Genomic DNA, 21,395 nt, shown 5'->3' on the forward strand with positions numbered 1-21,395 from the left:
TCTGCGTCGGTCGGCGCTGCTTGGCAATGGCTAGGTAATCTTTACGAGCTTTTTTGCGGTAGGTTCTGGGTTTTTTCTGGCACAGGTCTTTGATTGACTCGTAGAGGATATCTACGATTTTTTCTGTTTGCATTCTCGTTCGATCGAGGATGCCGATGTCAGTTGGGTATGTGATGTCTGCGCTGGCACAGGTCGCATCTAATAGTAATTTTCCTTGATTTAGCCTCTCGCCTGGTTCTTCTGGTTCTTTTTTGTTTGATTCAGATTTAGGGGTAGTGGCTTCTCGGATTTTTTTCACCATCTTTTGGTTCACTTTGTTTACCAGATTGACACTTATTATTTGCCTAAAGTGAACCAATAGCGATGCGTCAAACGGGATTTCATTACTGTAGGATGACAAACCGATAAAGTATTGCAGGTATGGGTTTTCCCTGATTTGTTCTACGGTTTCACGGTCGCTGATTCCTAATTTCTCTTTGATAATTAATGCCCCCAATACCATCCGAAACGATTTGGCTGGTCCTCCCATAGATTGGGTAAAATTTTGAGCGTATTCTGATTCAAATTCCGACCACGCACGGTATCAGTTGAGCCATCATCACCCAACCGTTATCTGAGGCTAATTTCCCCCCGTGAGGGAATTCAAAACTTTCTGGTGCGGTGCCGTCTGGGTCAACTTTTCGGTACACGGCTGTCAACGCTAGTGCAAAGGTTTGGTGCTATTTTAGCCCAAGAAGGTGCACCAGCGGTTCGAGCTCATCATCATCTAAGGCTTGCTGTGTAACCCTGGGGCTGATTATTCAGCAAGCCCTAATTAGTCCGTGTTTGTACTGAAAACTAGAGTTTTCTCTCAATGGATGAATCAGGATGCAATGTCCTGATTCATCCAAAAAAGGATACTTGCTTTCAGACAACAGTCGTGGAGAGATAAAAATTTTAGATTAAGGTTCAACCAGCCAGATTCATCTGTGAAGTAAATCTCAAATCTCAAATCTCAAATCGACTAACGGAGAACTTAATTATGGTTCTATAACCGGAAATCCTATAATGCAGTGCCTTAATTCACAGGCTTAGTGGAATTCGCGCAAAACTTTTCATCTACAATTGCAGAAGTGATACTGACAGCGTGCATTGATGATGACGGAATTATCAGGTCTTGCGGAACTACCACGGTCTTTTTACAAACCAGCTCGCTACTGCCTACAGAGGCAAAGTTCCAAGCATAAAATTCGGGAGTGCTGACTGTCGCATTGGCCGGATGTAAACCTAGTGCAGTCACTAATACTAATCCCAAAGTCACTAAAGCTACGATCGCGAATCTCAGCATATTCTTTGTTTGAACAGGAAAACTTACCTGATCGGTATTACCTTATTATTACGCGGGTGGATAGAGAGCGTCAATCGATTTTAGATTTTAGATTTTAGATTTTAGATTTTAGAGGCGACCCCACGGATAAATACGTTCGGCAACTTTCATCGGATACAGGTTTTTTATTTCTGGACGAATGAATGCGGGGGCTTGTATCCTGGATGCTTGATTGTCAATAGCAGTTATTCTGCCGTCAGATTCAACTCGTAAGCGCTCGGCTCAGATGCTTGAGAAACTACCACGAATTCATAAAAACCAGTATCATCCAGCAATCCAGACCAACTAAGCCCCTCTGCATCTTCCAGCAAAGCTCGCGCGCCCTTTGTCCGCCCCGGAGTATAAATTGACAGTAGAGTAGATTTGCGCGGTGCTTGTAAATTCACGCGCAAAGTTTGATTTTGAGCGAATCTGGCAATGTAAGCTTTCCCTTCTCCGGGTTTGAGATTGCCTGTGAGGCTTTTGCTCTTCGATAGGCGGTCAAATTCAACGCTTTCGACAGTTGCTCCCGCTTGTAAGGCTTCGAGTTCGTCGGCGGTAATTGCTTGCCAAATTTGTCCGATCGGCAAACCGATGATATTGCGATCGCGCGGCTGTTCTGGAAACCAATAAAAGAACCTAGCATCAGCCAAATCGTAGAGAGCCCGACTGCTCAAATTCAGCTTGTTAACCTCTGTTTTCCAGCGATCGATATCGGCGGTGTCGTAACTGCCCAACCGCGCTCTAGCGTTGCTGCTGAGATTTTCCAGCTTATCGAGCAACTCGTCGCCGATTTTCTGCCACCTTTGGCGCCACTGGCGATCGTCCTCGCCTTCTTTTAACAATCGTCCCCCCAATTCCGGGTATTTGGCATAGAAAGTCTCGTCCACAAGGTTGACGTAACCGCTATAGAATCGATCGTCAATTTTGAGCTTGACAAAGCGATCTTGCAGAGCATCTTCTTGCTGCTGCTTAGGGTTTGGAGACTGGGGAACTTTCTGTACTTTTGATTGCAGATTTAACAAAGAATTGCCCGCAAACCAGCCAACTCCCCCCATACTTGAGAGTACCGCCACCACGAACAAAAACATTTTCCAAGTAGGCATCTTTTGCTGATTGCCAATAGCAGCAACTCGCACCGGAGTTCCCGGCAGTTTTGGCGTGGGGGCGGGCACGGGTATAGGCGAGAGATCCGGCGGCTGCGTGATCCCAAAATCCGGGGCTGGTGGCAAAGGTGGCTGTAAAGGCGGATTCCCGGAGAGAGCAAGCATTACCTCGCGAGCCGAGGAGTAACGCTGGCTCGGCTGGTGAGCAAGCATTTTATCCAGCACCAGGGACAAATTCGGAGACAGAGAACATTCCGCCCGCCAGTTCCAATTCAGCGTCTGGCTGTCGAGCAACTGATGCGGTTCCTTCCCCGTCAGCAACACCAAAACCGTGGCCGCCAGAGCGTACAAATCGCTGTGGGGAGAGACGATGCCCATCTGCATCTGTTCGATGGGAGCGTAGCCGAGCTTGCCGATGCGAGTCGCGGGGGCGGGAGTGCCGTTAGCCTCAGCGAAAAGAGACTCTACGGTGGCGGCGACTTGTTTTACTCCGCCGAAGTCGATTAGCACGGGCATCCCGTCAGAACTCCGCAGAATCAGGTTGTCCGGGGAGATGTCGCGGTGAATCACTCCTAGAGAGTGAATGTATTCGAGCACGGGCAAAATCTGCAGCAGCAGTTGATTGATTTCTGCTTCTATGAACCGCAAACCCTGACGCTTGCGGGCGTCGAGCAGAAAGCGGTAAGTTTGACCGGGCACGTAGTCTTGGACTAGAAATAGGTAGCCTCGATCGCTGATACTGACGCGGAAGAGTTCGCGAAAGCGGGGGATTTGATTGTGTTGCAGCTTGTAGAGCACTCCCGCTTCCCGCTCGAACAGTTCCTCGGATTTTTGTAAAGCGTAACTTCCGTGTACTTGGGGTGCAAATTCTTTTAAAACGCAGGGTTCGTTAAATCGGTGGGCGTCTTCAGCGAGGTAGGTGCGCCCGAAGCCTCCGTGTCCCAATTCGCGGACGATGCGGTAGTGGTTATTGAGAGTTATGCCGGGGTAGATGGGATTGTTCATTGGAACTTGCTGCGTCGGATTTTTACGCTTGACTGAGACTGGGAGTTTTGGGCGATCGCTGAATTAATCTTGCCATAGTGTGTCAGTGTTTATGAGTCGATCGGCAGCTTTGCTATCCCCTGTGGTTATTGTGAAAACAGCGGTTTCGTGCTATGGAAGTTTATTTACTGCGCCATATTTTCGATCGAGCTCAAAGTGTGTTCAAATTTTTAGTGTCCAGCCCAATGTGCGATCGGGCGTTAGCGCTACTAATTGAATCTTGAGCGATCGAGGTGCAAAATACCCATTTTAAGGAGCAAATCATGCAGCCAGAACAGCGTCAGCGAGCTATTGGGGCGTTTGAAGAGTTTTTGAGAGCGCCCCTTGAGGAACGATTGCAACACCAGCAGAGTCGAGGTGCCGAATCCAGGGCGATTCCCTACGGGATAGCTGCGCTTCACGCGCTTTTTCAAAAAGTCGCGACCACAGTACCAGCTTACCAGAATTTCCTAGCTGAACATAACATCAATCCCGCCTCTATTCAAACCTTTGAAGACTTCCAAAAATTGCCGCTAATTACCAAAGAGAATTATTTACGCTGTCACCCGCTACCTCAGTTGTGCTACCAGGGCAAATTAGAAACTTGCGATTTCATTGCTGTTTCATCGGGTTCGACAGGAAACCCGACATTTTGGCCGCGTTTTATCAGCGACGAGTTGCAAATTGCCGCTCGTTTTGAACAAATATTTCACGACAGTTTTTACGCCGACAAGCGATCAACTTTAGCTGTCATTTGCTTTGCGTTGGGGACTTGGGTAGGTGGAATGTACACGGCAAATTGCTGCCGCTATCTAGCGAGTAAGGGTTATCCCGTTACAGTTGTGACGCCTGGGAATAATAAGACTGAAATATTTCGAGTTGTGCAGGAACTTGGGGAGCATTTTGAGCAAGTAGTTTTGTTGGGATATCCGCCATTTATCAAGGATGTGATTGATAGCGGAATTGCTGGCGGTGTGGAGTGGCAAAAATATCGAATTAAGATGGTGTTTGCGGGGGAAGTGTTTAGCGAAGAATGGCGGAGTTTGGTGAGCGATCGCACTAATTCTGACAATCTATATTACAACTCTGCGAGCCTTTACGGTACTGCCGATGCGGGGGTTTTGGGCAACGAGACACCGCTGAGTATTTGCATCCGTCGCTTTTTAGCAAACAATCCCGAAGCAGCACGCAATTTATTCGGAGAATCGCGGTTGCCAACGCTGGTGCAGTACGATCCGAAAAGCCGCTTTTTTGAAGTGAATAATGACGGCACGCTGTTATTTTCTGGCGACAACGGCATCCCGCTAATACGCTATCACATCTCGGATAATGGCGGTTTAATTTCTTACGAAGCAATGCTCAATTTTTTGGCGGAATGGGGATTTAACCCTGTGGCAACTTTGCAGCAAGCAGCAGGTATGAAAGTTTCTGATTTCCCCAGAGGAATTCGCTGCTTGCCATTTGTCTATGTATTTGGGCGATCCTCTTCGAGGGCTTCGCTAACGCACTTTACCGTTTCCTACTTCGGTGCTAACATTTACCCGGAAAATGTCACCGTAGGTTTAGAAGTTCCCACGATTCGGGAATGGGTGACGGGAAAATTTGTACTGCAAGTCAAGGAGGATTCGGATCAAAATCGGTTTTTATCGGTGGTTGTGGAATTAGCAGCGGGGGTGGAGGGCGATGAGGAGATGCAGCAGGCGATCGCATCTTCAATTCTCGCGCAATTGCGGCGGCTAAACAGCGAATTTGCTAATTATGTGCCACCCGAATATCAGTTACCTGTGGTGACATTAACTGCGACGGGTGATGCGGAGTATTTTCCGATTGGGGTGAAGCACCGATACACGCGACAGTAAGTAGTTTGAATTGATGAGTTATCCGTGTTCAAAAGTCTTGTGTTATTCTATAATTAGGGTGACATTTGATGGTTCAGCTTAGAATATGCCAGCAAAAGACATCTACCACAATACTGTCAGAATAGCTCTAGAAAAAGACGGGTGGACGATAACAAACGATCCGCTACCCTTAAAAGTTGGTAAACGTACTCTCAGTGTTGATTTAGGTGCAGAAAAACTATTTGCTGCCGAAAAGCAAGGTCGCAAAATTGCTGTAGAAGTAAAAAGTTTCGTGAGTGCTTCACCAGTTCATGACTTAGAACAAGCTGTTGGACAGTATATTGTTTACGAAGATATTCTACAGCGATCGGAACCTGAACGGATAATATATCTGGCCATTCGTGCAGAAGTTTATGCAGAAATCTTTTCTGAACCTATCGGGCAGATTTTGTTAGAGAACAAGAGATTTAAACTAATAGTTTTTGATTCATTAAAGGAGACAATTGTCAGATGGATAGACTAGATGAATATCGCCAAATTGTTCGCAATGTTTTAGATAGTTATGCCCAGATTTCTTACGGACACGGAGAAATTAAAAGCAGCGTTATTGTTGACAGCGAACAAAACAATTTTTTACTAATGCACGATGGCTGGCAAGGGCCTAAAAGAATTCACGATTGTATCGTTCATGTGGAAATTATCGACGGCAAAATCTGGATTCAACACGATGGTATAGAAACGGGAATTACCGCAGAACTTGTAGAATTAGGAGTGCCTAAAGACAAGATAGTTTTAGGGTTTCATCCGTATCATGTTCGGCAACATACGGGATATGCGATCGCCTAAACCAGCTTACAATACAGGAAACTTGAATAAAAAGGACGATCGCTAAATTGTATCGGGATCAATATTTAATTCTCGCAGTTTCGCGGCCAGGCGATCGGCTCTTTGAGCTTCTTGTCCGGCTCTTTGAGCTTCTTGTCCGGCTCGTTGAGTCTCCCTTTCTGCAACCTCTTGAGGAGTAGGGACAATATCTCCTTCTGCGGTAAAGAAACGCAATTTTCCGCCACAAATTCCCAAACTCAAATCGAGCTGCTGACTCCGCAGATGCCCGAATTCGTTGGGTGCGATTGCTTCATATTCCCCGTCAACTAAATGAAACCCAGCTAATTCTAAATTTTCTGGGTCAAACCAAAAGTAGTCGTGAGTGCGAAAAGTATCTTGATAGAGTTGTTTTTTAAAGTTTTTGTCTATATCCGCTGTTTTGGGAGACAGGATTTCTATGATAATATTGGGGTACTTTCCCTCTTCATCCCAAACTACCCAGCTTTTGCGAGTTTTGCGTTCAGTTCCGAGTACCACAAAAAAGTCTGGGCCTCGGAAGTCTTTCGATTTGAGTTGCTTGGGACTGTAATAAATGGTGAGGTTTCCAGCAGCATAGAAATCATTTCTATCTCGCCATAGCCATTCTAGACAGTTGAGGAGTAGGATTATTTGTCGGAGATGCAGTTCTGTTTCCACCGGAGGTTCGTCACTGTATAAATCGCCGGGCGGAAAGATAAAGTTTTCCGGTATCTCTTGTTCTAGTATCTCTTGTTCTGGTATCTCTTGGGTAGTAGCTAATTCTGCGGTTGCGGACATGGCTGCTGGCTGAGGAGTAAGAGGTTGTGTGTCTATTTTAGCAAGGTTTTCATACCTCTGCCGAGGACTATTCTGAAAGCCCGATCGCGCTTTTTGCCCAAAAACGCGATCGAACACCGAATAATTAGTCTTTAACTATTAGGAATTATCGTTTTATTGACCGTCAGTTTGTCTGAGAGCCAGCAGAATTTCCGGTCGTTTCATGCGCGCGTAGCCCCGCAGTTTCCGCTCTTTGCCGATCGCCTTCAACCCTCTCAGCGAAAGACTTTCGTAGTCATCCTCTGGGGACGGGGACGGAAACGGCAACTCTAACTGCAACTGCGGTAACTGAGGTTTTTGCTGTGCTTTCGACTGCTTCTTAGGCTGCGTTTTTGACTGCTTCTTCGGCGGTGCATCGGGCTGTGTTTCTGAGTGCGTCGCTGCGCCTCCGAGTTGGCCGCGGAGCGTTTCAATTTGATTTTTCAGGTCATTTTCTACGTCTTCAATGGCGTCGGAAACAAACTGATTAATTGTTTGGACTGTCAGTTCTAATTTTCTTGACAGCAATTTTTCTAGTTCATCCAACTGTCTCAAAGCAGCTTCAACATTTACCTCAGAAATTACAGCCGATGTTGGCGGACGGTTGCTGCTCGATTGTTCAATTTTTTTAGCCATTTTATCTACCTTTTCATGAAATGCTTTTTCCACTTGTTCGAGCAAATGCTTAATCTGTTCTATTTGGTTACGCTCAAAGTTCTGCTCACTTAGAGCTTTTACGTGCTTTTTTAGCAGGTCTTCATTTTTTTTAACAGATTGTTCTATTTGTTTTGTTAGACTATCTACCTTTTTTTGAAATGATAGCTCAAATTGTTGCAGTAGAGTCTCAATTTGTGCCGTTTTATGAGTCGGTTGCGGAGCTAAATGTTCCATTTCTGCTTGAGCAACAGCTACCTCCTCGTCGGTCATTTCAAATATCCACGCCCACATTTGCTCGATGCCGAGTTCTTTAGCAACAATACACCAATCTGAGCCGCAGACAACTTCATATTCTTCTTCGTTGCTATAAGCTTCAGTGCGACGTACAATTAAAGGAATCAAGTTGCTGCCTTGCTCGATCAGACTTCTCCTGAGAGCTTCGCGGCGTTCGCGAGGAATTTCGCCCCGATGAGGCTCTGGTACTGCAATTTGGGAAGTGTAAATCTGAGTGTGACTAATTGGCTTAATCCGCAAATATTCAACTATTCGGTTTTGATCGGACGATCGATCCATCTTGTTACAAGTCCCCTTTTGTCATGAAAATCTGGTGTTTGGGTATTTATGTATGTTTGCACTTTACAGCCTGCGTTTTAACCGATGCAGGACTAACCCAAGAACTCTAATTGTAAGGTGCGAGACAAACACCTTACCCAGACTCTGGTAAGTTAAAGGGTTTCTTGACCTCAGTATTCCAAGTCTGCGATCGAACTCAGTTATCTGGGGAGATATCGCCTTGCTGCTATACCTGTGCGGCTGGCTGTGCGGTGACAGCCCGATCGGCAAAAGTTACTGCAATTCTTAAAAAAAGCGGCTGTGATGAGTTTAACTGCCTGCGGGACACCAATGATCCACTGCTTTACTCATCTTTACTTTTTTTGGGGTTAGGGCGATCCTCTTCGAGGGCTTCGCTAACGGGCTGACGTTGCGAGTTGCGATCGTAATTGCGATTTATACGAAAGCCAGCTTTAATATCGCCCTTATTCTTTAGTCTCAAGCGAGAGGGACGAAAGTTTGTGTAGGATGGGTTTCAACCGCCGAGTCATATCGGGTTTTTCAACTTTTGTCGGGCGGGCTTTGAGCGCCCCAAAAATGCAATTGAGATGGCTGAAAGCTTATAAATATTTTTGCCACTTGTCAATAAGCTTAATCATTGTTTTCTCGCCTAACCCTTTACCTTTCATGCGTTCCAACACATTTTCAAAAGATGCAAACTGCTGCAAATCTCGCTCTTTAATGATTTGTTCTATTGTTTGAGCTTTTATGCCAGCATTTTTCAAATTTGTAGCCAATTTGAATTTATCTTGAGTGTTGAGTGCTTCCAACAGCGGAACAGGTTTGGGAATCCGACTTTCAACATCTTTAACCCTCTCTATCAGCGCCTGTTTTTCCCGCGTATACTCGGCTTTCAATTCATTAATTCTGTTTTCCAATCGAGTTTCAATATTGGTCAGCCGCTGTTCAAAGCTGGAGGACTGTTGCGGAACCTCACTTACTTTTGGATTCTCAGTGATTGCGGTTTTTCTGAGAATTTCAAGTTGTTCTAGGAGAAGTTCTTCATTTTCTTCTTCCAGGATGAATGCTCCGATTGTCTCGCCTTTGAGAGGTTCTATTTCCTTTGCTCTCGCCGCCGCGTAGTATTCAAAATCTCCGTCTACTATTTCGTAGGCATCCATACCGTTGCGGCGGACAATTATCGGATTAATCAATCCTCCTGACTCTAAAATCAGTCTCGCTAATTTATCCAAATCAGCATCTGTAAAATTGGAACGGGGCACTGCGGATGTAATTTTTTTAACTGCAACCAGTGACGGAGATAATTTTTTCATTAGTTTTTACCTATTTTTTCCAAAACTTCGAGGGCTAGCATTTCAAATTCTTGGGATGCGATGCAATCAGGCTTAAAGTCTAGCACTGAAATCGGATCGGCGATTTCCATATTTCCCACGATTTGAAATTGTTCTGCACACTTTGCTAAATCGTCTCTCTCGTAAATTACGCTGTCCATAATTTCAAAGCCGTAGCGTTTGGGAATTGCCTCCCTCCGCTTGGGCAAACTGTACTGTAGAAATTTAACATTAGTTGAGATTTTGCAAGCAAGTACACCTAAAACTTCTAGTGGTTTCTTGCCAATTTGTTTTTTGAATCCATTAACTTTTTTAAGAAAATCCTTAACATTAATCAGTCCTTGATTGGCAAAAGGTTTTAAGTCAGAAGGAATAATTAAATAATCGGCCGCAATTAGGGCAACTCTAGCATAAAAATTCAAAGATGGCGGTGTATCGATCAGTACAATATCATATTTATCCTGTACTTCTGCTAGTTTTTGAATTAAAATCATGCGGCTGTAATCTAGTTGATTGAGTTCCGTTTCATATTGCATTAAATCAATGTGGGAAGGAATCACATCTATTTCGGGATGGCAAAAATTAGACTTGCGAGCTACTTCTTCGATCGAAAAGAAGTCTTCGGATTGCAAAACTTGAAGAATATTCTTATCTTTCAAATCGTCTTGTTCTTCATCCTCAAATTTTACTAAACCAGTCGCAAAGGTTGTATTTGCCTGACTGTCTAAGTCTATGACTAATACTCTCTTACCTTTCTTACTCAGCGCTGCGGCTAAATTGACTACTGTTGTAGTTTTGCCGACGCCACCTTTGTTATGGTAAACTGCAATAATTTTCATAGTTTTTTGAGTTTTTTGGGTAACGGTTACATCTGATTTAACTTGAGGCTTAACTGGATAATTTTCAGGTATTTGTTGTGGTTCAGAGATTTGACTTGGCTCAGGTTCTGCGGTGGCGGGATTGTGGGGCTGTACTGGGACTTCGCTAATTAACTCAGGACTAACCAAACTAATTTTACTATCTTCCAGTTGAAGATTATCGCGATTATTTATAAAATTTAAACTATCTCTGCCAATTAAAGCGATAATTTCATCAATTCTATTTTCAAGGTCTTGTCCAGCACACTTAAAGACTAGCTGAATATCATCGGCAATTCTTGCATAAATTCTAATTTCTTTACCGTTAGTTATGAGGCCGTAGCGGATGCTCAAACTTGTTAAATAGCGATTGAGTTTTCGCAGGTGGCGGTCTAAATTTTCCTTCGGATGTTTAGCCTCCATAACTACACTCATCGGCGAGTCTGCATCGACAACTATGGGGATAACTTGGGTGGCAAATGAGAGGAAGTCTAGACGAATATTCCCAAATGCTATTTCTTGGTGCCAAGTGTCGGGCGTGTAGCCTAACTTTGGTAGCAGATAGCTGACAATCAGTTTGCTTTCTACTTCGCTTTCGTTGCGACAGTTATTCGGATTGAAAGTCATTCGATTTTAAATTTTAGATTTTAGATTTTAGATTGGGAATGACTGATTTAATAATGGTACGGATTGTGATATTGACAGTAGGGCGGGCATTCTGCACCTTACAAAGGCTACGGATTGTAATATCGAAAAACCCGGTTCTTTCTGAGAAACCGGGTTTTTCTGGCATTTATCGCGTTTAAAACTTACTTTGTTTTAGCGTTAAATTCCTGCAATGTTTGATAGCCACCAGCCGGATTGTACAAGTGACAGTTGTCGGCAATCCGCTTCATTAAAGACCAAGAAAATTCTGTTTCGTAGAGATGATCTTGCCAATTTTCCTTTAAGCTGCTGTGGGCGAGGCGCAAATTGTACCAGGGAATAGCAGTTGAAAGGTGGTGGGGAACGTGGACGTTAATGTCGTGGCACAGAAACTCTACCCAGCGGGGATAATCGCAGTGAACTGTTCCCGATAGTTGCGCTTGGGCTTCGTTCCATTCTTCGGGTTCTTTAAAAGAAATATCTGGTGCTGTGTGGTGAACGATCGTAAAAGTGCTCATCCAGAAATGGTAAACCAGCCAGGGCATCAACCAAAATTTGACAAATCCCCAAATGCCTGTGGTTGCAATTAAAATCGGGAATCCGATCGCAGCACCGATTAAAACGACAAAAACTGAAAACCGCACTTGTTCTTGTTGCTGTTTACCTTTGAAGCGCCACCACTTAAAGTGTACTTTTGCCCAGTGGGCGATCGAGCCGATCCACCACATCGGGCCAAATATTAAACTATAAGCTATTTGTAAAGGCTTGGACGCGCCAGCGTAGTCTGCTGCTGTCATCGGGTGCCAAGCATTATCCTCGCCAATTTTGTTGGTGTGCTTGTGGTGATAATTGTGGCCATGCCGCCATGCGTGAAACGGGAAAATTAACGGCAGAAATGCGAGATGTCCGACTAAATCGTTTACCCAGCGGCGGTTAGCAAATGACCGGTGCCCGCAGTCGTGGCCGATCACAAAAAAACCAGTTAATCCGGTGCCTGTGAAAATCCACATCAGGGGCAGTAGATACCAAGGCGATACTGCTAAGCCCAAGTAACCGACAGCAACTAAAAGAACGTTGACGATTACTTTTGTCCAAGCTTTGCGGGGGTTTTTGACGAATACTTCCCGCGGCAGGGTTTTCAGAATATCTTTCAGGCGCAGGTTGGAAGTGTCACTTGCGGATGTCAAATTTAGTGGTTTTTCGATCGATGCTGTCATAAATTGATTTCGATTCTCCGTATGCCATGAGCATGGCTTAACAAATTAGCGCAATAAAAAAGCGCCATAAAATATCAGCTCGTTGCCAGCAAGCAGCAGACGAGTTGAGCTGTAGGCAAGCGCGTTTTAGCAAAAGCTAGCGATCGCTATCCGCAGTTAGGAATTTCTGGCACTTTCGGCAAAAAATACTGCGGGTAGCAAAACCTTTGTTTTTATAACACAGGGGCAGCACAGTTAGCATTAGCGACTGTTGTCTGCTAATTGCTGTTGCTGCCAGAAATGGGGTCTAGATCCCGCAAGCCAGCGATCGAGCGTTGCTGTTTGAGGCTTTGCACTTCCAGCAGCAAGGATTCGATTTCTGCTTGCAAGTGCAGGAACTTGACTTGCTGATCGGCTTGGTAGGGGCACTTCACCAAATCTACTTTGCGGGCAAAAGTGGTCGATAGGGTAGAAGAACTAGCCATTTCGGGATTGCTCGCGGTGATTTGAGGCCGGGAAAGAGTGGATGAATTATTTGACATTAGTAATTGAGTAGACATATCTACACATTCACACCATTAAGTTACTTTAACCTGAACCGATCGTATTAAACATCAAATTAACCGATCGAGCTAAAATTAGTGTAAATTCCTTAGCCATTGCCTAAAACCATTGACATCGTGACCCTGATTCTACCTGCTACTGACTCTGCTGTTAACTCTGCTGCCCGCGCAGCCGAGCCGAAACGCTACGGCTGGCCCGGCTTGATCGAAGCTTATCGCCCCTACCTGCCAGTGACGGAAACCACACCGGTAGTGACCCTCCAAGAAGGCAATACTCCCCTGATTCCAGCACCTGCGATCGCCTCTCTCATCGGTCGAGACGTGCGCGTCCTGGTCAAATACGACGGCCTCAACCCCACTGGTAGTTTCAAAGACCGGGGGATGACAATGGCGATTTCCAAGGCGAAGGAAGCTGGTGCCGAGGCAGTAATTTGCGCCAGTACCGGCAATACTTCGGCCTCCGCTGCCGCCTACGCCAGACGCGGGGGAATGCGAGCTTTCGTGTTGATTCCCGAAGGTTACGTGGCTTTGGGCAAGCTGGCGCAAGCTTTGCTTTACGGTGCGGAAGTAATTTCGATTGGGGGAAATTTCGATCGAGCCCTAGAAATTGTCCGCGAAATGGCTGTCAATTATCCGGTGACATTGGTCAACTCGGTCAATCCTTACCGCTTGGAAGGTCAGAAAACCGGAGCTTTTGAAGTGGTGGACGCTTTAGGCGAGGCCCCCGACTGGCTGTGCATTCCCGTGGGAAATGCGGGAAACATCACAGCATACTGGATGGGTTTTTGTCAATACCACCAAGCCAAAAAATGTTCGCGCTTGCCGCAGATGATGGGATTTCAAGCGGCCGGGGCTGCACCGTTGGTAACGGGCCAACCAGTGGCGAACCCAGAAACCTTGGCGACGGCGATTCGGATCGGCAACCCCGCTAGCTGGAAACAGGCGATCGCAGCTTCCGAAGCCAGCCGCGGCAGTTTTGCAGCAGTCACCGACGCCGAAATTCTCGACGCTTACCGTTTGTTAGCATCCGAGGAAGGGATTTTCTGCGAACCGGCGAGTGCAGCTTCTGTGGCCGGCTTGCTGAAGGTAAAAGACCAAGTTCCGACAGGAGCAACTGTGGTTTGTGTGCTGACTGGTAACGGTTTAAAAGACCCGGATACCGCAATTAATCACAGCAACAATCAATTTAAAAGTGGCATTGCTCCGACTTTGGATGCAGTAGCTGGGGCGATGGGATTTTAAGAAATTAGTTGACAGTTGTCAGTTGTCAGTTGTATTCTTTGTGTCCTCTGTGATTCATTTAAACTAAGATATTGCACCGGCGGTCAACAACCTGTAGGGGCGGGTTCACCAACAATATCTAACAAGTACCAACAATCTGAATAAACCCGCCCCCACCCAACAGTAAATCGCAATCTACCTCTTTTAACATACAAGGGGCGGGTTCACCAACAATATCTAACAATTACCAACAATCTGAATAAACCCGCCCCCACCCAACAGTAAATTGCAATCTACCTCTTTTAAGATACAAGGGGCTGCTTACTCAATAGCTTTCAAGGATACCAAAAGACTAAAAAAGCCGCCCCCACCCCGCGCGAAAGTCCTCGATTGATATTGTTGTAAGATATCAGTTTAAATTCACATCTTGCACCAATATAAGAAACAGGCAAGATGCCTGTTCCACTCTTAGTTAAAATCTTTTGTGGGGTGGGCCGAAGAGCCCGCCCGTAAGCCCATCGAAACAGGCTTTTCGGCCTGTTCCACAAAATATAAATTTTCTTGTGGAACAGGCCGAAAAGCCTGTTCATAAAAGGCTAATTGAGAATGGTGCAACATCTCAGTATCAATAAACTCCTGTGATATCACTTTTTTATCCATAAACTCAGCGAGACAATTTTGTCATTATCTTATGACTAGCCCTACTGCAACCTTGTTAATTGCCTGTCCCGATCGCAAAGGACTCGTCGCCTTACTTGCCAATTTTATCGCCTCCCACAACGGCAATATCATCCACGCAGATCACCATACAGATTTTACCGCTGGATTATTTCTGAGCCGACTAGAATGGCAATTAGATGATTTTGATTTAACCACCGAACAGATAACACCTGCTTTTAGTGAAATTGCCAAGGATTTACAAGCCAATTGGCAACTGCATTTCTCTCATAAAATTCGACGCATCGCAATCTGGGTAAGCCGTCAAGATCACTGTTTATTAGACTTGATTTGGCGACAGCGAGCGCAAGAAATTAGAGGTGAAATTCCGCTGATAATCAGCAACCATGAAAATTTAAAGCCTCTTGCCGCACAATACGGTATCGACTTTGAGTATATTCCCATTACTAAAGACAATAAAGCTATTCAAGAAGCACAACAGTTAGAAATTCTGAATAAATATAAGATTGATTTAGTAGTTTTGGCTAAATATATGCAAATTTTGAGTCAAGACTTTATCATAAAATTTCCCAATGTAATTAATATTCACCATTCATTTTTACCCGCGTTTGTGGGTGCAAATCCCTACGAAAGGGCTTATGAAAGAGGGGTAAAAATTATCGGTGCAACAGCCCACTATGTTACACCAGATTTAGATGCTGGCCCGATTATCGAACAAGATGTTGTGCGCGTCAGTCACCGCGATGAAGTGTCTGATTTGGTTCGCAAAGGTAAAGATTTAGAAAGAGTTGTGTTAGCAAGAGCGGTGCGATATCATTTACAAAATCGTGTTTTAGTTTACGGCAATCGGACTGTGGTTTTTGCTTGAAAATTAAACCTCACCCCCATCCCCCAGCTCCGCTGATTTAGGGGTATCGGATAATTTATAGCATGATTTTTTCTAATCGTTTGACTAATTGCTAAAAGGCGGTAGTTCAAGTAACTGATTTTTAGAAGGTGGAAGCTGGGCGGGATTTTTGCCTGGTTGGGAGGAAGTTTGGCGGATTTCCAGAGCAGTTTCGCCAGGATTTGCAGTGCGAGTAGGTACTATTTCTAAAGAATATACTGTCTCCGTTTTTGCAGGAGCGGGATTTTGTGCTTTAGTGAGCAAGTCAACGGCATCTCCGAGGGCGCTAGTTAAATTTTTGCTAGTTTCGGCGTGACGGGCTTCTTCTTGTTTGAGGGCTTGAGTGAGTTGTTTAACTTGTTCGATCGCCCGATCGCGCTCTTCGAGAACTTCTGCTAACTTAGCTTTAAGTTCGCCAACTGTTTGCAGTTGTGCGACTTCCTGCTGGCGAGCAACTCCACCATCGTCGCCTTCGGGCATAATGGGGGAAAAATTTTGTAATTGCTGTATTTGTGCTTCCAGAGAAGCGATGCTTTGCTGAGTTAATTTAGCATCATTCCGCCGCTGCTCGGCTTCAGTATTGTAGAGTTGGCGCCACTGAGCAGCACTTTCACCTGCCTCATCTCGATCGCGCGAAACTTCTGTTAACTGCTGTTGCAGCCGCTTGATTTCATCTAACCACTGTCTGACATCCTGAGCCATAATATTGATTTTAGATTTTAGATTTTAGATTTTAGATTGGGGAATTGGGAATTGGCAATTGCGAGTTGATAATGGCTTAATTAATTAACGACTTGTGTACCTCATCTTTCGCCCCATTGCCTGTGCGCTATGAACATTTTTTACTGGTTGCGCTACCTGATTTTAGCTTTGTTTAAGGCGCTTTTGAGGCTGCTTCGAGCTCTCAAAAGAAAATTTGGCGGTTTTTGGCTTTTTTGTCGGTGTTTGACTTGGGGCACGCTCAAGGAAGTCGGCGCGAAGGCGGGAGAGCAGCGCTTGCCGGGGCTGTCTGCAGAAATGGCCTACCATTGTATGCTGGCGCTGTTTCCCGGGCTGTTGGCTATCTTATCTGCGATCGCCCTCTTTGAACCTTTGCAGTCAACACTGTATCAAATGGCGCGTCTTTTGGGCGAAGTCATACCCGATAACGTTCGGAATTTGATTGGCGGCTTAATCAAAGAAATTTTGTTAACTCGCAGTAAAGGGCTGTTTTCGGTGAGTTTTTTTGCCTCGCTTTGGGCATTTTCTGGAGTAATGAGCGGGGCGATGGCTGCACTCGATCGCATCCATCAAATCCCGAGCGATCGAACTCGACCATTTTGGAAAGCCAAACTTATTTCTCTGGGGCTGAGTATCGGCACAATTATACTATTGATTCTAGCATCAGCAGTAGTATTTGTCAGCGACTTAATTGTACAAGCTATTGCACGCCAGAGTTGCCTGCTGGAGTCCGTCGCCAATTGCGATTTAAAAGATGTCCAAAATTGCTTGCTGCTCGCCGACAATTGCCCTTTGGAGTCGCAACTGTTAGGTGTTTGGTGGCTGTGGCGGTGGCCGATTTCTTTGGGAATTGTATCACTTGCCTTTGCCTTTGTTTACCGCTACGGGCCGAGTCGCCGCCAAGCAGATGTTCCTATTTTGTCTGGGGCTGTTTTTGCCGCTATTTTATGGGCGGTGTTTTCAGCTTTATTTCGGTTTTATGTTTTGCATGTGGGCAATTTTAGTTGGGCTTACGGCACGATCGGAACTTTTATTGTGTTGCTGCTGTGGCTCGAGCTTTCTTCTTTGGTGATGCTGATCGGCGCTCAGTTAAATGTGACCGTGGGAAAGGCAATCAAACAAGCTAAAATAAGGGGTAATGGGTAATTTGGAATTGGGAAATTGTACGCTCGCGTAGAAGTATTGGGCATTGGAGTCAGAGCAGACCGATTTGTATTCCCAGGATATACCTGGAAGGATTTAACAAATAACAAATAACAAATAACTAATGACTAATGACTATTGTTAATTGCCGACAGCCGGCTCACCGCCGCAGTAAAGTGCTGAGGATACCCGCCACAAAAGAAAGCAAAATCAGTATCCAAATAACAGCACCGGGAATGAATGTCAAGAGGCCAACGCCTCTGAGAATCCAAACTAGCAAAGTGATACCCAGGATAGTCCAAAAGATGCGGGTAGAGAGTCGCATTTGAAATCTAGGAGAATTAGTCATGTTGAATGTTAAAGTTTTGTCTGGATCAATGATAGCTGCTTTGCTGGCGATCGGCAGTTACCTCACTTTTATTTCGACTTCCGGTTCCGCTGTTGCGCTTGGGGGTACAAATGTGCTGGGAGAAGTCGCTAATGCTGCTCAAAAAACACCTTCTGCAAGTTTAACAATTTCCGATCGCACAATTGGAGCGGCGAAGGTGGGGATGACTTTCGGAGAATTGAAAAAAGCTCTGGGTTCCACGGCGCAGTTTAAGGTTCAGTCTCCTTTTATGGTAGACTTTGATGCAGTGGCCGTCAGTCGATCGGGAAAAGTGCAATATCGGATTATCTACGCTGCGGGTACAAAGCTGAAAGATACCGATGTCATTGAACTTTTGATGACTGAAAATTCTAATTATAAAACAGTTCAGGGCGTCGGACCGGGAATGACTCTGAAACAAGCCGAGGCAATTTACGGCAAAGCTACTTTATCTTATAATGTGGATAATGAAATGAGAGAAGGGGTTGTATTTGCCAAGCAACCCACTAAAAACATTATGTTTGTTCCCAAGGCTGAAGGGAAACAATTTGCGGGAGTTTATGGCGCTGGTAAAGGGGGATTTTATCAGACTAATAAGTATCAGCCGAATGCTGTAATTAAGTCTGTGATGGTGCGGAAGTAGCCTTCACATCATTCCCAGAAACCGGGTTTCTTCCGAGATATCTCGCCACCCAACCTAAATTATCAGAGAAACCCGGTTTCTTAGCCTAAAATTATGGAGTACCTGTAGTTACATCCAAATACTCTTGATTGTCAAGATAAGTTTTAATATTCTCCAGTATTTGACGTAGGTATTCTATGACTTCCTCCTTAATCTCTAAAAGATCCTCAATAGTCTTACCTTGCCCCACTTCCTTAAAAGACTTATCTCCGTGGGCTAAGTCGTTCCTTTTTTCTTTAATATCTACAAGGTTTTTCCCGTTCTTTGTCTTAGTAAAGTCTGTTTGATATGAAAAACCGTATTTTTCGGCTATTTTTTTAATCAACCTAGCATCCACATTCCCTGAAAATAGTTTTTTGCTGTCAAATGTAGCTATGATGATGTCTGTAGATATTTGATTGATTTGTAGATAAAATTCCTCCGGAGAACGGTTTTTAATATTTTGAAGAACAATCATTTTGATTTCTGGTTTGAGTTGATCGAAGGAGATTGCTTGATTTTTTAACTCATCAAATATGGCTACAATGGCATTTCGCATAGTGGATTCAACTAAGTTATACAATAACAACAAGCCATTGGCTTTTAGAGTTTTTTCCAAATCACGATTAAGACTTTGTATTTGATATTGTCCAGCACTATCGGCGACAGCTAACTTAGTGTTTTTTTTGCTCAAGCCATGTAAAAAGATGAAGTAATCATCTACCTCTTGAGCGCGTGTATTGAAATCTAAGAGTACAGTATTCATCTTTAGCCTAGCAGTTGATCGCGGACATACTCAAGGCGTAAAGCTACTTTATTTTTAGAACTGCTAGCAGTAGATTGTGTGTATTTTTTAAAATTTTCTGAATTGAGCAATTCTGTTGACTTTGGCTCAAGATTGCTGTTTTTTCTCAAAGCAAGAGCAACACCGACAGCCAGAGACTCGAATTTAATCCGAGTTGTTGTTCTAGCGCCATTTTTACCTTGCCGAAATCCTTGAGGAAAATATTTTTCTACAAAGTTTAGCATTGACTCGAATTCTGCCCGCATTTTTTCGCGATCAAATTTCGGATCTGCATTTACTTGCTTCAGATACTCATCAAGGAATATGTTTATCTTACTATTAAACTTCTGATAGTTATTTAAAAATGCAAAAAAACGTAACACAAATTCTTGCGGTTCGCGGCTGCGAATAGCAGACTCAGAAAAAGCGCATAATTTGCGGAACTTGTCATGTTTCGATAGTTCCTCAATCAGTTCAAGAAACTGGCCGGGCAGTATGCCTCTGCGCTTTTCCATCTCGTTTAGATCGACACTACCTGTATTAATGCGTTCAAATAAATCTCTTCGCACTTCCTCATTTGCACTTTCAGTTAGTTGAATCATCCGAAGTGTAGTGCGGTTGAAGCGCCTCTGACGGGCTAGGGACAAATCAGCAAACTTAAATCCATTTAAACTCTGTATTTTCTTTAAATCTATCAATGTTAATTCGTTATTGATAAATCTAGTAAGAGTCCGAATGCGTTGTGTACCATCTATTATTTCTAAACGGGCTTCATCGTTTTCGTCCTCATGGATGTCAGCAACAAAAATATAAGGTATTGGCAGACCCAAAATTATAGACTCAATAAACTTTGACTGCCTTGCGTCATCCCAAGCCATTTCACGTTGGTAGTCGGGGATGAACAACTCATTGGTATCATCATCCTTTCCTTCCATATATTTTTGAACGAGTATTTCGACTGGATACTCTTTGGTATCGTAATTAACTAGCTGCTGCTTGTCGCGGATTTCGGCTTCAGCAGCATCAACCTTTTTGTGTTGCTCGGTAATTTCTAGTTTCGATCGCATATTCTTAAATAATAATCGGATATTGCGAAGTGAATAGACTTATCGGTACTATGATTTTACCATGAAAATTTGGGACTTACTTCGTAAAAGCGATCGCACTTATCGAAAAAAGTGCGATCGCCCAAATTGAATCAACTCAAAACAACCGGAAAATTACAATAACCCGCTGGCGAGGGAATTGGCAGAGCGGCCCAACGCCGATAAACGGTTGCTGTCCCCGCTTAAATCGAACACAACCTCAAACTTAACCTGAGGTATAGTTTGTCGCAAAAACTGAAAATGCCCGTCTGCATCTGAACGACTGCGGAAGCGGGCAACAATAATCCATTGCTGAGTGGGTAACAAACGGGCGATCGCCCAACAGTGCAAGCGGTCTTTATATGTCATCATAGAATTCATCTCCATTGCTATTTTTGGAGCCAGAGCCAGCCCGGAACCTTCGACAGTAAGGGGCTGGCTTTTGACTGTTTACTGGTTCCAGGATAACACATAATGACGTACAATAATATAAATTGACTTAAAACGAAATATTTTTATCGGTCTTAACTCAAAACAGCGTAAGATGGACTGTGTTGAGATGTTTTGCAGTGCAACGAATGGCTTCACGGGGACGAGTTACCGCATACTTACCAGAGGAGATTCAAAAAGCTCTGGAAGAATGGGCAGAAGAAGAAAGCAGATCCGTTAGCAGTTTGACAACTTACCTGCTGACAAAATCTGTTAGAGAGCGGCAAGAGCAGAAAAAGGACGAATCCCGGAGCGATCGCCCGAGTTGAAGACGGCGCGATACTGAAAGGGTTTGCAATGTAAAATTTAAGACAATTGAAGTAAAACCGTGCCCACCTATGCCTTCACGAATGCGAGTTACAGTTACACTGCCAGAAGACGTTCATCAAGCCTTGTCCGAATGGGCCGAAGAAGAAGATAGAACCCTCGCAAACCTTCTCTCCCATGTAGCAGCTAAAGCAGTCAGAGATCGCCAAGAACAGAAAAAGGACGAATCAGAAAACGATCGCCCTTAAGCCATCATCCCCATCCCATCCGCGTCCATCCGCGTCCATCCGCCCACATCTGC

Annotated in this window: 23 protein-coding genes and 1 pseudogene; 9 read left to right on the forward strand and 15 right to left on the reverse strand. The window is 44.5% G+C overall.

Features of this window, described 5'->3' with window-relative positions; genetic code table 11:
• The 3 genes and pseudogenes from QUB08_RS26990 to QUB08_RS27000 all read right to left on the reverse strand — a co-directional run.
• Positions 1–689: pseudogene (locus QUB08_RS26990) on the reverse strand (transposase); the annotation flags it as partial.
• 368 nt (positions 690–1,057) lie between these two features.
• Positions 1,058–1,327, reverse strand: coding sequence for a hypothetical protein (locus QUB08_RS26995; RefSeq protein WP_333228725.1), 270 nt, complete (start codon positions 1,325–1,327; stop codon positions 1,058–1,060).
• Between the two features lie 224 nt (positions 1,328–1,551).
• Entirely contained in the window at positions 1,552–3,456 is a 1,905-nt protein-coding gene (locus QUB08_RS27000) for a serine/threonine-protein kinase (RefSeq protein WP_333228726.1), read from the reverse strand.
• A gap of 272 nt (positions 3,457–3,728) precedes the next feature.
• On the opposite strand from QUB08_RS27000, the gene QUB08_RS27005 reads away from it, so the two are divergent.
• From QUB08_RS27005 to QUB08_RS27015, 3 genes are all read left to right on the forward strand, one after another.
• On the forward strand, positions 3,729–5,333 hold the full coding sequence (locus tag QUB08_RS27005; protein ID WP_333228728.1) for a phenylacetate--CoA ligase family protein: 1,605 nt from the start codon (positions 3,729–3,731) through the stop codon (positions 5,331–5,333).
• 85 nt (positions 5,334–5,418) lie between these two features.
• Entirely contained in the window at positions 5,419–5,835 is a 417-nt protein-coding gene (locus QUB08_RS27010; RefSeq protein WP_333228730.1) for an element excision factor XisH family protein, read from the forward strand.
• Positions 5,823–6,158: a XisI protein gene (locus QUB08_RS27015; RefSeq protein WP_333228732.1), complete on the forward strand. Its 336-nt coding sequence runs from the start codon at positions 5,823–5,825 to the stop codon at positions 6,156–6,158. Before QUB08_RS27010 ends, QUB08_RS27015 begins: the two co-directional genes overlap by 13 nt.
• Positions 6,159–6,200: 42 nt before the next feature.
• Here QUB08_RS27015 and QUB08_RS27020 read toward each other — a convergent pair whose 3' ends face one another.
• From QUB08_RS27020 to QUB08_RS27045, 6 genes are all read right to left on the reverse strand, one after another.
• Positions 6,201–6,953: a Uma2 family endonuclease gene (locus QUB08_RS27020; protein WP_333228734.1), complete on the reverse strand. Its 753-nt coding sequence runs from the start codon at positions 6,951–6,953 to the stop codon at positions 6,201–6,203.
• 153 nt (positions 6,954–7,106) lie between these two features.
• Positions 7,107–8,201 carry a Rho termination factor (modular protein) gene (locus QUB08_RS27025; protein WP_333228736.1) on the reverse strand — a complete coding sequence of 365 codons (1,095 nt, stop codon included), beginning with the start codon at positions 8,199–8,201 and terminating at the stop codon, positions 7,107–7,109.
• 599 nt (positions 8,202–8,800) lie between these two features.
• Positions 8,801–9,514 (reverse strand): ParB N-terminal domain-containing protein, encoded by a 714-nt coding sequence (locus tag QUB08_RS27030; protein ID WP_333228738.1) that lies wholly within the window; start codon positions 9,512–9,514, stop codon positions 8,801–8,803.
• Positions 9,514–11,016, reverse strand: coding sequence for an AAA family ATPase (locus QUB08_RS27035; protein WP_333228740.1), 1,503 nt, complete (start codon positions 11,014–11,016; stop codon positions 9,514–9,516). Before QUB08_RS27035 ends, QUB08_RS27030 begins: the two co-directional genes overlap by 1 nt.
• Before the next feature lie 182 nt (positions 11,017–11,198).
• Positions 11,199–12,251, reverse strand: coding sequence for a fatty acid desaturase (locus tag QUB08_RS27040; protein WP_333228742.1), 1,053 nt, complete (start codon positions 12,249–12,251; stop codon positions 11,199–11,201).
• A gap of 257 nt (positions 12,252–12,508) precedes the next feature.
• Positions 12,509–12,790, reverse strand: coding sequence for a hypothetical protein (locus tag QUB08_RS27045; protein WP_333228744.1), 282 nt, complete (start codon positions 12,788–12,790; stop codon positions 12,509–12,511).
• 120 nt (positions 12,791–12,910) lie between these two features.
• Here QUB08_RS27045 and thrC point away from each other — a divergent pair, with 120 nt between their 5' ends.
• The gene (gene thrC, locus QUB08_RS27050; protein WP_333228770.1) at positions 12,911–14,035 is read left to right on the forward strand and encodes a threonine synthase; all 1,125 of its coding nucleotides are present in this window, start codon (positions 12,911–12,913) and stop codon (positions 14,033–14,035) included.
• Positions 14,036–14,482: 447 nt separating this feature from the next.
• Here thrC and QUB08_RS27055 read toward each other — a convergent pair whose 3' ends face one another.
• Entirely contained in the window at positions 14,483–14,674 is a 192-nt protein-coding gene (locus QUB08_RS27055) for a hypothetical protein (RefSeq protein WP_333228746.1), read from the reverse strand.
• 31 nt (positions 14,675–14,705) lie between these two features.
• On the opposite strand from QUB08_RS27055, the gene purU reads away from it, so the two are divergent.
• Positions 14,706–15,560, forward strand: a complete 855-nt coding sequence (gene purU, locus QUB08_RS27060) for a formyltetrahydrofolate deformylase (protein WP_333228748.1) — start codon at positions 14,706–14,708, stop codon at positions 15,558–15,560.
• Between the two features lie 84 nt (positions 15,561–15,644).
• Here purU and QUB08_RS27065 read toward each other — a convergent pair whose 3' ends face one another.
• The gene (locus QUB08_RS27065; RefSeq protein ID WP_333228750.1) at positions 15,645–16,280 is read right to left on the reverse strand and encodes a hypothetical protein; all 636 of its coding nucleotides are present in this window, start codon (positions 16,278–16,280) and stop codon (positions 15,645–15,647) included.
• A 129-nt stretch (positions 16,281–16,409) separates the two neighbouring features.
• On the opposite strand from QUB08_RS27065, the gene QUB08_RS27070 reads away from it, so the two are divergent.
• Complete coding sequence (locus tag QUB08_RS27070; RefSeq protein ID WP_333228752.1) at positions 16,410–17,444, forward strand: YihY/virulence factor BrkB family protein; 1,035 nt, start codon at positions 16,410–16,412, stop codon at positions 17,442–17,444.
• 157 nt (positions 17,445–17,601) lie between these two features.
• Here the strand turns inward: QUB08_RS27070 and QUB08_RS27075 are convergent, their stop codons facing one another.
• Positions 17,602–17,790 (reverse strand): hypothetical protein, encoded by a 189-nt coding sequence (locus QUB08_RS27075; RefSeq protein ID WP_333228754.1) that lies wholly within the window; start codon positions 17,788–17,790, stop codon positions 17,602–17,604.
• Here QUB08_RS27075 and QUB08_RS27080 point away from each other — a divergent pair.
• Positions 17,789–18,451 (forward strand): hypothetical protein, encoded by a 663-nt coding sequence (locus QUB08_RS27080; protein ID WP_333228755.1) that lies wholly within the window; start codon positions 17,789–17,791, stop codon positions 18,449–18,451. The genes QUB08_RS27075 and QUB08_RS27080 overlap by 2 nt on opposite strands.
• Positions 18,452–18,542: 91 nt before the next feature.
• Here the strand turns inward: QUB08_RS27080 and QUB08_RS27085 are convergent, their stop codons facing one another.
• The 3 genes from QUB08_RS27085 to QUB08_RS27095 form a co-directional block, all read right to left on the reverse strand.
• The gene (locus tag QUB08_RS27085) at positions 18,543–19,235 is read right to left on the reverse strand and encodes an MAE_28990/MAE_18760 family HEPN-like nuclease (protein ID WP_333228756.1); all 693 of its coding nucleotides are present in this window, start codon (positions 19,233–19,235) and stop codon (positions 18,543–18,545) included.
• 2 nt (positions 19,236–19,237) lie between these two features.
• Positions 19,238–20,188 (reverse strand): DUF262 domain-containing protein, encoded by a 951-nt coding sequence (locus tag QUB08_RS27090; RefSeq protein WP_333228758.1) that lies wholly within the window; start codon positions 20,186–20,188, stop codon positions 19,238–19,240.
• 285 nt (positions 20,189–20,473) lie between these two features.
• The gene (locus tag QUB08_RS27095; RefSeq protein WP_333228760.1) at positions 20,474–20,710 is read right to left on the reverse strand and encodes a hypothetical protein; all 237 of its coding nucleotides are present in this window, start codon (positions 20,708–20,710) and stop codon (positions 20,474–20,476) included.
• A 206-nt stretch (positions 20,711–20,916) separates the two neighbouring features.
• On the opposite strand from QUB08_RS27095, the gene QUB08_RS27100 reads away from it, so the two are divergent.
• Together QUB08_RS27100 and QUB08_RS27105 are read left to right on the forward strand one after the other, a co-directional pair.
• Entirely contained in the window at positions 20,917–21,096 is a 180-nt protein-coding gene (locus tag QUB08_RS27100; protein ID WP_193973468.1) for a ribbon-helix-helix domain-containing protein, read from the forward strand.
• Between the two features lie 69 nt (positions 21,097–21,165).
• Positions 21,166–21,342, forward strand: coding sequence for a ribbon-helix-helix domain-containing protein (locus tag QUB08_RS27105; RefSeq protein WP_333228762.1), 177 nt, complete (start codon positions 21,166–21,168; stop codon positions 21,340–21,342).
• Positions 21,343–21,395: the final 53 nt, after the last annotated feature.

Origin of the sequence: Microcoleus sp. BR0-C5 (assembly GCF_036705045.1) — a bacterium.
Lineage (GTDB): Bacteria > Cyanobacteriota > Cyanobacteriia > Cyanobacteriales > Microcoleaceae > Microcoleus.